Origin of the sequence: Streptomyces sp. NPDC051207 (assembly GCF_040682395.1) — a bacterium.
Lineage (GTDB): Bacteria > Actinomycetota > Actinomycetes > Streptomycetales > Streptomycetaceae > Streptomyces.
The window spans coordinates 317613-331960 of record NZ_JBFBAX010000002.1 but is presented as its reverse complement, the minus strand read 5'-3'; the positions used below and the strand labels follow the sequence as shown (position 1 = coordinate 331960).

Below are 14348 nucleotides of genomic sequence, written 5' to 3'. Positions count from 1 at the left end.
TTCCAGGGACCGCGCACCGCAGTGGAGCCCTGTCTGATCACGGACGAGCAGTGCGGGGAGCGGACCTCAATTCTTCCTGTCGAACTGAGATGCGGCAACGAGCAATTGGGGCCACCGACCCTTATCGAGCGGTAAGCCACTTATATCCCTGCTGTATACCTGCCCACTGCGCCACCCGGCGACGCCTCCGAAGTACCCCCAGGAGATCTTCGTACGCCATGACCGCGCGGGTCGTCCAGGGATACGCACGTGTGGGTGTGGGGGAGGTGGGCGCGCGGTATGGAGGCGCGGGGGAAGGCGGGGAGGCGGGCGCCGCCACCACTCGCCGTCATCCCTGTACGGCGAGGACCAGCGGCATCACCTCCAGGGCGCCCGCGCGGCGGAGCATGCGGGCCGCGACCGCGAGGGTCCAGCCGGTCTCGGTGAAGTCGTCCACGAGCAGGACCGGGCCGCGCGCCTCGGCGAGCGTGGCGGCGAGCGCGGACGGTACGGTCAGTGCCCCGTGCAGCGCCTTCAGCCGCTGGGCGCTGTTGCTCCGGGAGGACGGCGGAGCCTCGCCCGTGTACTCGACCGAGCCCAGCAGCGGCAGCCGCCCGACCTGTGCAATGTGCGCGCCGAGGGAGCTGATCAGCTGCGGCCGCGTGCGTGAGGCGACGGTGACCACGCCGACGGGGCGCGGCGGGGCGTCCTGGGTCCCTGAAGCCCAGCCGCCGGGTCCTTTGGCCCAGTCCGCGAGCACACCCACCACGGCCTTCGCCACGTCGTCGGGCACGGGGCCGTCGGACGCCTGCGGAGAGAGCATCGGCCGCAGCCGGTTGCCCCAGCCGATGTCCGACAACCGCCCCAGGGCCCGGCCCGGCGTGGCCTGTTCACCGGCCGGAATGCGCCCCTTCAGCTCCACGCCGATCGCCGGAAGCCCGGTCGGCCACATGCGCCGCGGCTCCACCTCGACACCGGCTCGGCCCAGATCGGCCCGGGCCGCACCGACCGCGTCGGCGGAGGCGTCCGCCGTGAAGCGCGGCCCCGCGCAGTTGTCGCAGCGGCCGCAGGGCTTGGCGCCCTCGTCGTCCAGCTGCCGTTGCAGGAACTCCATCCGGCACTCCGTCGTCGCCGCGTACGCGCGCATGGCCTCCTGCTCGGCCCTGCGCTGCCGCGCGACCCAGTCGTACCGCTCCGAGTCGTACGTCCACGGCCGGCCGGTGGCGATCCAGCCGCCCTTGACCCGCTTGACCGCCCCGTCCACGTCGAGAACCTTGAGCATGGTCTCCAGGCGGGAGCGGCGCAGTTCCACCAGCGGCTCCAGGGCGGGCAGCGACAGCGGCCGGTCCGCGCGCGCGAGGATGTCGAGCGTGCGGCGCACCAGGTCCTCCGGCGGGAACGCCAGCGACGCGAAGTACTGCCAGATCGCCTCGTCCTCCTTGCCCGGCAGGAGCAGCACCTCGGCGTGCTCCACGCCCCGTCCCGCGCGGCCGACCTGCTGGTAGTAGGCGATGGGGGAGGACGGCGAACCGAGGTGCACCACGAAGCCGAGGTCGGGCTTGTCGAAGCCCATGCCCAGCGCGGAGGTGGCGACGAGCGCCTTGACGCGGTTGGCGAGCAGATCCTCCTCGGCCTGCTGCCGGTCGGCGTTCTCCGTCTTCCCGGTGTACGAGGCGACGGTGTGGCCGCGCTGCCGCAGGAAGGCCGTGACCTCCTCGGCCGCGGCCACCGTGAGCGTGTACACGATGCCAGAACCCGGCAGCTCGTCGAGGTGGTCGGCGAGCCACGCCAGCCGGTGCGCGGCGTCCGGCAGCCGCAGCACGTGCAGGCTCAGGCTCTGCCGGTCCAGCGGGCCGCGCAGCACCAGGGCGTCCGAGGCGCCGCCGGTGCCCAGCTGCTCGGCGACGTCGGCGGTCACGCGCGCGTTGGCGGTCGCGGTGGTCGCCAGCACGGGCACGCCGGGCGGCAGATCGGCCAGCATGGTCCGCAGCCGCCGGTAGTCCGGCCGGAAGTCATGACCCCAGTCCGAGATGCAGTGCGCCTCGTCCACCACGAGGAGCCCGGTCGCGGCGGCCAGCTTCGGAAGCACCTGGTCGCGGAAGTCCGGGTTGTTGAGCCGCTCCGGGCTGACCAGCAGCACGTCGACCTCACCGGCCGCGACCTCTGCCTGGACCGTCTCCCACTCCTCCGTGTTCGAGGAGTTGATCGTCCGGGCGTGAATGCCCGCCCGGGCCGCCGCCTCGACCTGGTTGCGCATCAGCGCCAGCAGCGGGGACACGATCACCGTGGGACCCGCGCCCCGCGAGCGCAGCAGCGCCGTCGCCACGAAGTACACCGCGGACTTCCCCCATCCCGTGCGCTGCACGACCAGGGCCCGGCGCCGCTCGGCGACCAGCGCCTCGATGGCCCGCCACTGGTCCTCGCGCAGCCGGGCCGCGCCCGAGGCGTCCCCGACGAGACGGGCGAGGACCGCGTCGGCGGCCGTCCGGAGTTCCGCGTTGCTCGTGTGCTCCATGCGTTCCATACAACAGGACGGGACCGACAGTCCGCGTGGCATGTGGACGACGGGCACGCCCCGGCCGGCTGTGACGTGTCCCTGATCGGACTTATCCACAGGCTCAAGCGGAGCGTCACCATCCGCGAGATCGTCGTCGCATGACGAATCACAGCGACACGACCGGACCGTCCGAGAACAGCGACATCACCGCAGGCACGGGTGACATCTCCCTCGGAGACCCGGCCTTCGGCGACCACCAGGTCACCCTGCGCACCCCGGCGGAACTCGCCGACGCCCTCCCGTACCTCCTCGGCTACCGACCGGAGGACAGCATCGTCCTCGTCGCCCTGACCGAGAAGGACGGCCGCGGCAGGTTCGGCGGCCGGGCCAGGCTCGGCATCCCCGCGCATCCCGACGACTGGCCGTCCGCCGCCCGGCAACTGGTCCACGGCCTGGTCACGGGCAGCGAACGCCGGGGCGCCCGGCCCGGTCAGATGGTCGCCTACCTCTGCCAGGAACCGGCGGCAGGCGAATCGGGACGCCAGGTCATGGAGCGCCTGCGGCCCCTCGCCCACAAGGTCCGCCTCGAATGCGGCGCCCTCGACGTACCGGTGGTCGAGGCGCTGTGCATCTCCGACGGCCGCTTCTGGTCCTACTGCTGCGACAGCGAAGTGTGCTGCCCCGCAGAGGGCGTTCCCATGGGCCTGCCCGGCACCTCCGTGGTCGCCGCCGCGGCCACCTACGCCGGCATCCAGGTGCGCGGCACCCTGCGCGAACTGCGCGCCCGGCTCCTCCCCAGGGAGAACTCCGCCGCGCTCGAACAGGAAGTCGCCCTCGACACCGCCAGCATGGCCCTGGTCTCCCGCATCCTCGACGACGCCAGTCGCGCCGACGTCGCCGAGGAGACCCTCCGCCTCGCCGAACGGATCATGCGCCGTTTCGCCGAAGCCCCGCCCGCGACCGGCACAGTCACCGCGGACCTGCGCGACGACGAACTGCTCGGCCCCGACGAGGCGGCGACCCTGATCCTCGGCCTCCAGGACCGCACCACCCGCGACCGCGCCGCCGAGTGGATGGAGGGCGACGAAGCCGGCCCCGCCCTCCGCCTCTGGCGGGCCCTGGCCCGCCGCTGCGCCGGCCCGTACGGCGAACACGCCGCCGCGCCGCTCACCCTGGCCGGCTGGGTCGCCTGGTCCACCGGCGACGAACTGGAGGCGAGGGAGGCCTTCGCCATGGCCCTCGGCGCGGACCCCGAGTACCTCTTCGCCCGCCTGCTGCACCAGGCCTGCAACCAGGGCCTGGACCCCGAGTCGGTCCGCCGCTGCCTGCGCGCGGAACGCTCGGAACGCACGGCAGGAGGGCAACGGGAGCCCAGCGGCACGGCCTGTCGCACCAACACCGGCCCGGACACCGAGCAGCCGACGGAAAGCGAGGCCCCCGCCGAAACCGGCCCGGCTCCGGAGCCCACCACCCGCCGTCGGCCACGAGTGCGCACCACGAGCCCCACCAGGAACCGGCAACGCACCACGCACGGGACGCGGCCCCGAAGCACCCGCCCACGCCCCTCCGGCAACAACAGCACCCCGCGCCGTGACACCCGCTCCGGAGGCCTGCGCCAGGGAAGCGGCGCAACCGAGGGGGAGGAGTGAAGAGCCGGCAACTGCCCTGACCCGCCCGACGCCCCCCGGACGGCGACGGCCCGCGTCCGGGGCCACGACCTGGCACGACGCACCACGGCACCCCACCTCGGACCCGTGCCACACCCCGCGCGGACCGAAGTGGATCAGCCATCGACGAGACCGGCGAAGGGAGTGTTTATCGTCAGGCAGACGACTATGATCGCGGCATGCCCTACGACCCGTCAGCGTTTCCGCCTTTCGCCGTCACCGTGGACCTGGTCGTGCTGACCGTGCGCCGCCATTCCCTGTGCGCGCTGGCGGTACGCAGGGGCGAACCCCCGTTCCAGGGACGCTGGGCCCTGCCAGGCGGGTTCGTACGGGAGGACGAGGACCTGGCACAGGCGGCAGCGCGCGAACTCGCCGAGGAAACCGGCCTGCGCGTCCACGACCCCGCCGTCCCCGCCCAGGACAACGGCGCCCACCTTGAACAGCTCGCGACCTACGGCGACCCCAAGCGGGACCCCAGAATGCGCGTCGTCAGCGTCGCCCACCTCGCCCTCGCCCCCGACCTCCCGGCACCCCGGGCGGGCGGCGACGCCAGCAACGCGCGCTGGGCACCGGTCGAGGAACTGCTGCAACAGGGCGGCTACGGCCGCGAAGGCGAACCCCTGGCACCGCTCGCCTTCGACCACGCCCAGATCCTGGCCGACGGGGTCGAGCGCGCCCGATCCAAGATCGAGTACTCCTCCCTCGCCACCGCCTTCTGCCCGCCCGAGTTCACCGTGGGCGAGCTGCGCCGCGTCTACGAGGCCGTGTGGGGCGTCGCCCTCGACCCGCGCAACTTCCACCGCAAGGTCACCGGCACCCCGGGCTTCCTCGTCCCCACCGGTGGCACCACCACACGCCAGGGCGGCCGCCCGGCCCAGCTCTTCCGCGCGGGCGGCGCCACCCTCCTCAACCCGCCGATGCTGCGCCCCGAGGTCTGACGCCGCGGCCCACGGCGGGAGGGTGACGGCGACCGCGACCCACGGCACCGCCAAGAACAGTCGGCGACCAACGCCACCGCCGGCGGCAGTCGGCGACCGGCGGCACCGTCAACGGTTGCGCACGGCCGGGACGATGGAGACACCGACCGTCCCGGCCCGTACTCGGCGCGAACAACCAACACGGGTCCGGCAAGCCGCAGACCGCCCTGCGAGCACCCCGCATGGCGCCCGAAAAACCGGATATAGCACGCTATCTTGCTGCGGGTGATCCAGGCCATCGGACTGACAAGCAAGCCCCGCAAAGAGCTTCCGCCCGCCGTCGACGACGTCTCCTTCGAGGCGCACGCCGGCCGCGTCACCGCGCTGCTCGGAGCACCGGGCGCGGGCAAGACGACGGCGCTCAGACTGATGCTCGAACTGCAACAAGGCCGAGGGATCACCTACTTCAGGGGTCGCCCCCTGCACCGCATCACCCACCCGTCACGCGAAGTCGGCGTGCTGCTGGGCGAAGTGCCGGGACACCCCTCCCGCACCGTACGCGGCCATCTGCGCATGCTCTGCGCCGCCGCGGGCGTCCCGGTCCGGCGCGCCGACGAAGTCCTCGAAGCCGTCGGCCTCGTCAGCCTGCGCGACGAACGCCTCGGCACCCTCTCACGCGGTATGGACCGCCGCCTCGGACTGGCCTGCGCGCTCCTGGCCGACCCCCACACCCTCGTCCTCGACAACCCGGCCGGCGACCTGTCCCCCCGCGAGAGCCACTGGCTGCACGCCCTGCTGCGCGCCTACGCCGACCAGGGCGGCACCGTCCTGCTCACCACGGCCGACCCCAAGGAGGCGGCCCGCACCGCCGACCACGTCATCACCCTTAACAACGGCCGGGTCGTCGCCGACCAGAAGGCCACCGACTTCGCCCGTACCCGGCTGCGTCCCCGCGTCGCCGTCCGCACCCCGCACGCCGCCCGCCTCGCCGCCCTCCTCGCCAAGGACGCCCGCACCGCACAGCGCTCCGTCGAGGTCGCCCACGAGGACGGCAACCGCCTCTCCGTGTACGGCAGCAGCTGCGCCGAGGTCGGCGAGGTCGCGTTCCGGCACGGCATCGTCGTCCACCAACTCGCCGACGAGACCGGCGACATGGGGCCGGGCGCGGGGGCCGAGGGCGGTCAGGAGCCACCGGGCGGCGGGCAGGACTCACCCGCCGGCGATGACCGGCCCTCACTCCAGGCGCCCCACACACCAGGCCCGGACGCCGGTCAGGAGCCGAACGCCGAGCACGAGCAGGAACCCCACCAAGACCCGAGCCAAGACCCGAGCCAAGAGCCGAGCCAAGAGCCGCAGCAGGAACCCGGGCCGGACCAAGTCCCCCGCCCCGTCACCGCACCCCGCACTCTCGACCCCCCCTCCTCCCGCCCCGCCCCCCTCCCACCCCCCATCTCCGTCCGCCCCACCCCCACCCCCCTCCGCCCCCTGCGGTACGAGCTGCGGCGCGTCACCGGTGTCGCCACCGTGTTCGTCATCGGTGCGGCCGTGCTGCTCGTGTCCGCCGTCACCGCCGTGGTGCTGGCGCGGATCGGGCACACCCCGCAGCCGCGGCTGCTGGCCGCGTGGCCGCGGGAGATGCCGCTGCCGCCCGCGGCGCTCGGCGCGGGGCTGATCGGCGCGCTCGCTTTCGGTGACGAGTTCCGCCATCCCGCGCTGGCGGCCGATCGCGGCACGGTGCCACGCCGACTGGGGCTGCTGGCCGCGAAACTCGTCGTGTCCGCCGTCACGGCGCTGGTGCCGGCGGTTCTGGCAGTGGGGTGTGACGCGGAGCTGCTGTATCTGATGTACGGACGGGAGGTCGTGGAGGTTCCCGGGGACTGGCCGGTGCTGGGTGTGAGTTGGATCGGACTGGTCGTGGGGTGTGCCTGGGCGGGGGTGCTGGCGGCGGGGGTGTTCCGGTCGGCGGCGGCGGGGCTGGCGGTGGTGGTGGCCGTGCCGGTCGCCGTGGTGCCGGTCGTACACCAGCTCCTGGAGGGAGCGTCCGTGCGAACGGCGGCGGGGCTGCACGCTCGGCTGCGGGAGGTGTTTCCGGTGCCGTGGCCGTTCGGAGGGGAGCGGTATGTGGCCGGTGCGCTGCGCCTGATCGCCCAACCGGTCGGCGGCGCGCTGGCGTTGTCGCTGGCCACGCTGCTCTGCGCGTATGTGCTGACCACGGTGCGCGGCAGGGTCCGGTGAACACGGTTCGCACACTTCCGGTCCCGCTGTGTGCACAACTCCCTGCGGAAAGCCCATTTCTTTCCGATAAGGCGTCAATTGCGACGGGGTGAGCGATCACCCTTTCGTGTGCTTTTCACCAAAGACCTCAAGGGAGTTGAGAACGGCGCCGACAAAAGATCCGTGAGTACCCTTGCGCACACCATGATGACCGCCGCCCGCTCCGCCGACTCCGGCCTGACGAGCCCGGGCGAACTCGACCGCTACCCCTTCGAGGCGCCCGTGGGCGACCGCGTCGGTGCCTCCGCCTGGGACACCGCGGAGCCCGAGCTGGGCCGCGTGAGCCGGCGCGCCGCGGGCAGCCGCGGGCGCGGACTGCACGGCCAACTCGTCCAGCAGCTCGGCCAGATGATCGTCTCCGGCGACCTGGGAGCCGACCGCCCGCTGGTGCCCGAGGAGATCGGCCAGCGTTTCGAGGTCTCCCGCACCGTCGTGCGCGAGTCACTCCGCGTCCTGGAGGCCAAGGGCCTGGTCAGCGCCCGCCCGAACGTCGGCACGCGTGTGCGTCCCGTCAGCGACTGGAACCTGCTGGATCCGGACATCATCGAATGGCGCGCCTTCGGGCCGCAGCGCGACGACCAGCGCCGCGAGCTGAGCGAGCTGCGCTGGACGATCGAGCCGCTGGCCGCCCGCCTCGCCGCGGGGCACGGCCGCGAGGACGTCCAGCAGCGCCTGACGGACATGGTCGAGATCATGAACCACGCCATGGCCCAGGGGGACGCGCTGACGTTCTCGCGCGCCGATGCCGAGTTCCACTCGCTCCTCATCCAGGTCGCCGGCAACCGCATGCTGGAGCACCTCTTCGGGATCGTGTCCGCAGCCCTCCAGGTCTCCGGCGGCCCGGTCACCGGCTGTGACCGGCCGAACGAGGTGGCGCTGGCGCTCCACGCGCGGATCGCCGACACCCTCGCCGCCGGTGACGGCGCGGCGGCCGAGGCGACCATGCGGCAACTGCTCACGGTCCACCCCGAGGTGGAGCGCGTGGTGCCCGCCCCGCGCGAGCACTGACCGCCCGCCGAGGATGCCGCCGCCGGGGGTGGCACCCCCTCCTGTGGCATCGCCCGGCCGGCGAGCCGTCCCCCGTCGGGCCCCGCAGAAATCTGCGGGGCCCGACCGCGCGAGGTGGCCCCGGGACCGCCATGCCGACCGCACGGGGAGCGTCGTTGACCTGCTCTGCACCTGTCTGACCAATTTTGAGCGTTTACGGGGTGTGACTCGGGCCACGCGGATTGGGCGTAACGCTCGTGGGAACACCGCGATGACCTAAGAGGTGACAGCCGCGGAGGGAATACGGACGCCGTTCACGGCGCTGTGCATCTCCCGGCCCCCGCCCGCACCGTCGGCCCATCCCCAAGCCGGCGGTCGGCTCCTGTCCGTCGTGGACGGGGCCGGAAGCCGTTTTCCAACGTTCCGAGAGGTTGTTCGTGTCGGCCAGCACATCCCGTACGCTCCCGCCGGAGATCGCCGAGTCCGTCTCTGTCATGGCGCTCATTGAGCGGGGAAAGGCTGAGGGGCAGATCGCCGGCGATGACGTGCGTCGGGCCTTCGAAGCTGACCAGATTCCGGCCACTCAGTGGAAGAACGTACTGCGCAGCCTCAACCAGATCCTCGAGGAAGAGGGTGTGACGCTGATGGTCAGTGCCGCGGAGCCCAAGCGCACCCGAAAGAGCGTCGCAGCGAAGAGTCCGGCCAAGCGCACCGCCACCAAGACGGTCGCGGCGAAGACGGTGACCGCCCGCAAGGCCACCGCCGACGCCGCCACCCCGGCGGAGCCCGCCGGCGACACCCCCGCCGAGGAAGAGGCGCCGGCCAAGAAGGCGGCCGCCAAGAAGACCACCGCCAAGAAGACGGCGGCGAAGAAGACCACCGCGGCCAAGAAGACGGCGGCGAAGAAGACCACGTCCAAGAAGGACGATGCCGAAGTCGTCGAGGACGAGGTCCTCGAGGAGGTCAAGCCCGGCGAGGAGCCCGAGGGCACCGAGAACGCGGGCTTCGTGCTGTCCGACGAGGACGAAGACGACGCGCCCGCGCAGCAGGTCGCGGCCGCCGGCGCCACCGCCGACCCGGTCAAGGACTACCTCAAGCAGATCGGCAAGGTCCCGCTGCTCAACGCCGAGCAGGAGGTCGAGCTCGCCAAGCGCATCGAGGCCGGACTGTTCGCCGAGGACAAGCTCGCCAACTCCGACAAGCTCGCCCCGAAGCTCAAGCGCGAGCTGGAGATCATCGCCGAGGACGGCCGCCGCGCCAAGAACCACCTCCTGGAGGCCAACCTCCGTCTGGTGGTCTCCCTGGCCAAGCGCTACACCGGCCGCGGCATGCTCTTCCTGGACCTCATCCAGGAGGGCAACCTGGGTCTGATCCGCGCGGTCGAGAAGTTCGACTACACCAAGGGCTACAAGTTCTCCACGTATGCCACCTGGTGGATCCGTCAGGCGATCACCCGCGCCATGGCCGACCAGGCCCGCACCATCCGTATCCCGGTGCACATGGTCGAGGTCATCAACAAGCTCGCGCGCGTGCAGCGCCAGATGCTCCAGGACCTGGGCCGCGAGCCCACCCCGGAGGAGCTGGCCAAGGAACTCGACATGACCCCGGAGAAGGTCATCGAGGTCCAGAAGTACGGCCGCGAGCCCATCTCGCTGCACACCCCCCTCGGCGAGGACGGTGACAGCGAGTTCGGTGACCTCATCGAGGACTCCGAGGCCGTCGTCCCGGCCGACGCGGTCAGCTTCACACTCCTGCAGGAGCAGCTCCACTCGGTCCTCGACACCCTGTCCGAGCGCGAGGCGGGCGTCGTCTCCATGCGCTTCGGTCTCACCGACGGTCAGCCGAAGACCCTCGACGAGATCGGCAAGGTCTACGGCGTGACGCGCGAGCGCATCCGCCAGATCGAGTCGAAGACCATGTCGAAACTGCGCCACCCGTCCCGTTCCCAGGTGCTGCGCGACTACCTCGACTAGACCGCCCAGCCACGACGACAAGGCCCGGTTCCCTCGCGGGGAACCGGGCCTTCGTGCTGCCGCGCGGGTGCGGCGCGCGGCGGACTGCATGACGCTGGGTGTCCCACGCACACCCAGAGTGAGGAGCGTCCATGCGCCGTCCCTTCGCCCGGGCGCTGGCCGGGCCGCTGGTTCTGGCCGCCGCCGCGACCGCCCTGCCCCTGGTGTCCGCCGTCCCGGCCGCCGCCGACAGCGTTGTCGTCGGCGGCTTCCCGGTCGACGCGTCCGACAGTCCCTGGACGGTGGCGCTGTCCAGCCGTGACCGGTTCGGGGGTACGCGGTCCGGGCAGTTCTGCGCAGGCGTCGCCGTGAGCCGCAGCACCGTGCTCACCGCGGCCCACTGCCTGGGCGAGGAGGTCCTCGGCACACGGCCGGACCAGCTGCGCGACCTGCGGGTGATGGCGGGGCGCACCGACCTGCGCACCGACGAGGGGCGGGAGATCCCGGTCCGGGACACCTGGGTGAACCCGGGCTACGACACCGAGAGCAAGGCCGGCGACTTCGCCGTGCTCTCCCTCGCCGAGCCGCTGCCCAGTGACGCGGTCGTCCCGGCGGCGGGCGCGGGCGATCCCGCGTACCGGCCGGGGACGAGCGCCTATGTCTACGGCTGGGGCGACACGTCGGGCAGCGGCGACTACGCGCACAGCCTGCGCGCGGCACGCGTGCAGGTGCTGCCCGACACGCAGTGCGAGCGGGCCTACCCGGGCAGCACCGACGGGTCGTACGTCGCCGCCCGGATGGTGTGCGCGGGGGAGCCGCAGGGCGGCCGTGACGCCTGCCAGGGCGACAGCGGCGGGCCGCTGGTGGCCCAGGGGCGGCTGATCGGCCTGGTGTCCTGGGGCAGCGGCTGCGGCCGTCCGGGCAGCCCGGGCGTCTACACGCGCGTGTCCGACGTCCTGCGGACGCTCGGGTGGGACGCGGCGCGGCAGGGCCCGCAAGGGCTCACAGGGACCCCTGAGGGGATGTGACGGGCCACGCCCGGCACGACGAGGACGGCCGCCTCCGCGTGTGCGGAGGCGGCCGTCCGTTCACCGGCCTTGCCGGGCTGGGCTCGTCGGACGCGAGATCTCGCGCTTCGGTCAGCGCTCCTCTTCGGCGGCGGGAACGGCCGTCAGCCGCTCCGTCTCGTCCTGTATCTCAGCGGCGATCTTCTTGAGTTCCGGCTCGAACTTGCGACCGTGGTGGGCGCAGAAGAGCAGTTCTCCGCCACTCAGCAGGACGACGCGCAGGTACGCCTGGGCGCCGCAGCGGTCGCAGCGATCAGCGGCCGTCAGCGGGCTCGCGGAAGTCAGAACAGTAGTCACGTCGCCTCTTCTCTAGCTCGACGAGCTGTCGTACCAGGGTCAACATCCAACCAGCCCCCAAACGTTCCCGCTCGCGGCTTTTCCTCGAAAAAATCTTTTCGAGGCGGCTGGCAGTTGCCGGTTGGCGGCGAATGTGCCGTATTACGTGTCTGTCGTGTCGTACGGGTTCGCGCTGTCGGTCATGGTCGGGTCCTCCCGGCCGGATTGCCGGTTTGTTCATGAGGACGTGCCCGGAGCCTAAATGGTTCATGCCTCGAAGGGAACGTGATGTGCACTTCACCCTCACGAGGGATCGAACACGTATGCGACCGTGGTCTAGTGTGGGAAGCCGACGAGGGTGGCGTGACAACGGCTCTACCAGGCCTCGGTACCCTCTGACCGGTGACCGAAGCCGCGCCCTTACCCATCGGGGCCCCATCTGAAATTCAGCGAGGAGCGAACCGCGTGACCGCCGAGACGTCCGTGCCGTCCACTGCGTTGCTGGCAGGAGCAGACCGGGACGGTTCCAACTACACCGCGCGGCACCTGCTCGTCCTCGAAGGGCTCGAGGCCGTGCGGAAGCGCCCGGGCATGTACATCGGGTCGACCGACAGCCGAGGCCTGCTCCACTGCCTCTGGGAGATCATCGACAACTCCGTCGACGAGGCCCTGGGCGGGTACTGCGACCACATCGACGTGATCCTCCACGACGACGGCTCGGTCGAGGTGCGGGACAACGGCCGGGGCATCCCGGTCGACGTCGAGCCCAAGACCGGCCTGTCCGGCGTCGAGGTCGTCATGACCAAGCTGCACGCCGGCGGCAAGTTCGGCGGCGGCTCCTACGCGGCCTCCGGCGGCCTGCACGGCGTCGGCGCCTCCGTGGTCAACGCCCTGTCCGCCCGGCTCGACGTCGAGGTGGACCGCGGCGGCCACACCAACGCCATCAGCTTCCGGCGCGGCGTCCCCGGCGTCTTCTCCGGCAACGGCCCGGACGCGCCGTTCGAGGCCAGGAGCGGACTGCGCAAGACCAAGAAGATCCCCAAGAACCGCACCGGCACACGCGTGCGCTACTGGGCCGACCGGCAGATCTTCCTCAAGGACGCCAAGCTCTCCCTGGACACGCTGCACCAGCGCGCCCGCCAGACCGCGTTCCTGGTGCCCGGCCTGACCATCGTCGTCCGCGACGAGTACGGCCTGGGCGAGGGCGGCAGCAAGGGCGAGGAGTCCTTCCGCTTCGACGGGGGCATCAGCGAGTTCTGCGAGTACCTGGCCGCCGACAGGCCGGTCTGCGACGTCCTGCGCTTCACCGGCCAGGGCACCTTCAAGGAGACCGTCCCGGTCCTGGACGACCGCGGCCAGATGACCCCCACCGAGGTCACCCGCGAACTCGGCGTCGATGTCGCGATGCGCTGGGGGACGGGGTACGACACGACGGTCAGGTCGTTCGTCAACATCATCGCCACCCCCAAGGGCGGCACCCACGTCGCCGGCTTCGAGCAGGCCGTCGCCAAGACGATGAACGAGGTGCTGCGCGCCAAGAAGCTGCTGCGCGTCGCCGAGGACGACATCGTCAAGGACGACGCCCTGGAAGGCCTGACCGCGGTCGTCACGGTCCGTCTCGCCGAGCCGCAGTTCGAGGGCCAGACCAAGGAGGTCCTCGGCACCTCGGCGGCGCGCCGCATCGTGAACACGGTGATCTCCCGCGAGCTCAAGGCGTTCCTGACCTCCACCAGGCGCGACGCCGCCCAGCAGGCCCGCGTCGTCATGGAGAAGGCCGTCGCCGCGGCCCGTACCCGCATCGCCGCCCGTCAGCACAAGGACGCCCAGCGCCGCAAGACGGCCCTGGAGTCCTCCTCGCTGCCCGCCAAGCTCGCCGACTGCCGCAGCGACGACGTCGACCGCAGCGAACTGTTCATCGTCGAGGGAGACTCCGCGCTCGGTACGGCGAAGCTCGCCCGGAACTCCGAGTTCCAGGCGCTGCTGCCGATCCGCGGCAAGATCCTCAACGTCCAGAAGTCGTCCGTCTCGGACATGCTGAAGAACGCCGAGTGCGGCGCGATCATCCAGGTCATAGGAGCCGGGTCGGGCCGGACCTTCGACATCGACACGGCGCGCTACGGCAAGATCATCATGATGACGGACGCCGATGTGGACGGCTCCCACATCCGTACGCTGCTGCTGACGCTGTTCCACCGCTACATGCGGCCCATGGTCGAGGCCGGCCGGGTCTTCGCCGCGGTGCCGCCGCTGCACCGCATCGAGCTGGTCCAGCCGAAGAAGGGCCAGGACAAGTACGTCTACACGTACTCGGACCGCGAGCTGCGCGACAAGCTCATGGAGTTCCAGAGCAAGGGCATCCGGTACAAGGACTCCATCCAGCGCTACAAGGGCCTCGGCGAGATGGACGCCGACCAGCTGGCCGAGACCACCATGGACCCGCGGCGCCGCACCCTGCGGCGGATCAACCTCACCGACCTGGAGGCCGCCGAGCAGGTCTTCGACCTCCTGATGGGCAACGACGTCGCCCCGCGCAAGGAGTTCATCTCCAACTCGGCGGCGACGCTCGACCGCTCCCGCATCGACGCCTAGGCGGTGCCGCACGGCCGGGCGCGCGAGTCGCGCTCGGCCGGGCATTACGCCCGTGTGCGGGCGCGTGGGGACCGTCGGCGGGACGGTCACCTGAAGGGGTGAAGGGCGCGGCGAACAAGAGTCACGGATCCTCCCGGCCTGTC

At 71.7% G+C, this 14348-nt stretch carries 9 protein-coding genes; 7 read left to right on the top strand and 2 right to left on the bottom strand.

The features are described 5' to 3' along the window. Positions 1-328 precede the first annotated feature (328 nt). The gene (locus AB0M97_RS03280) at positions 329-2494 is read right to left on the bottom strand and encodes a RecQ family ATP-dependent DNA helicase (RefSeq protein ID WP_365958978.1); all 2166 of its coding nucleotides are present in this window, start codon (positions 2492-2494) and stop codon (positions 329-331) included. 140 nt (positions 2495-2634) lie between these two features. On the opposite strand from AB0M97_RS03280, the gene AB0M97_RS03275 reads away from it, so the two are divergent. From AB0M97_RS03275 to AB0M97_RS03250, 6 genes are all read left to right on the top strand, one after another. Next, positions 2635-4125, top strand: coding sequence for a DUF4192 family protein (locus tag AB0M97_RS03275; RefSeq protein ID WP_365958977.1), 1491 nt, complete (start codon positions 2635-2637; stop codon positions 4123-4125). A 197-nt stretch (positions 4126-4322) separates the two neighbouring features. After that, positions 4323-5081, top strand: a complete 759-nt coding sequence (locus AB0M97_RS03270) for an NUDIX hydrolase (protein ID WP_365958976.1) — start codon at positions 4323-4325, stop codon at positions 5079-5081. 264 nt (positions 5082-5345) lie between these two features. Beyond that, positions 5346-7295: an ATP-binding cassette domain-containing protein gene (locus tag AB0M97_RS03265; protein WP_365958975.1), complete on the top strand. Its 1950-nt coding sequence runs from the start codon at positions 5346-5348 to the stop codon at positions 7293-7295. Positions 7296-7457: 162 nt separating this feature from the next. Then, positions 7458-8342: an FCD domain-containing protein gene (locus AB0M97_RS03260; protein ID WP_365958974.1), complete on the top strand. Its 885-nt coding sequence runs from the start codon at positions 7458-7460 to the stop codon at positions 8340-8342. Between the two features lie 416 nt (positions 8343-8758). After that, complete coding sequence (locus AB0M97_RS03255; RefSeq protein ID WP_365958973.1) at positions 8759-10294, top strand: RNA polymerase sigma factor; 1536 nt, start codon at positions 8759-8761, stop codon at positions 10292-10294. A 131-nt stretch (positions 10295-10425) separates the two neighbouring features. Continuing rightward, entirely contained in the window at positions 10426-11301 is an 876-nt protein-coding gene (locus AB0M97_RS03250) for a serine protease (RefSeq protein ID WP_365958972.1), read from the top strand. 111 nt (positions 11302-11412) lie between these two features. On the opposite strand, the gene AB0M97_RS03245 is transcribed toward AB0M97_RS03250, so the two are convergent. Further along, positions 11413-11637, bottom strand: a complete 225-nt coding sequence (locus AB0M97_RS03245; protein WP_365958971.1) for a hypothetical protein — start codon at positions 11635-11637, stop codon at positions 11413-11415. Positions 11638-12081: 444 nt separating this feature from the next. Between AB0M97_RS03245 and AB0M97_RS03240 the strand changes: the two genes are divergently transcribed. Next, entirely contained in the window at positions 12082-14205 is a 2124-nt protein-coding gene (locus AB0M97_RS03240) for a DNA topoisomerase IV subunit B (RefSeq protein WP_365958970.1), read from the top strand. The last annotated feature ends 143 nt before the right edge of the window (positions 14206-14348 follow it).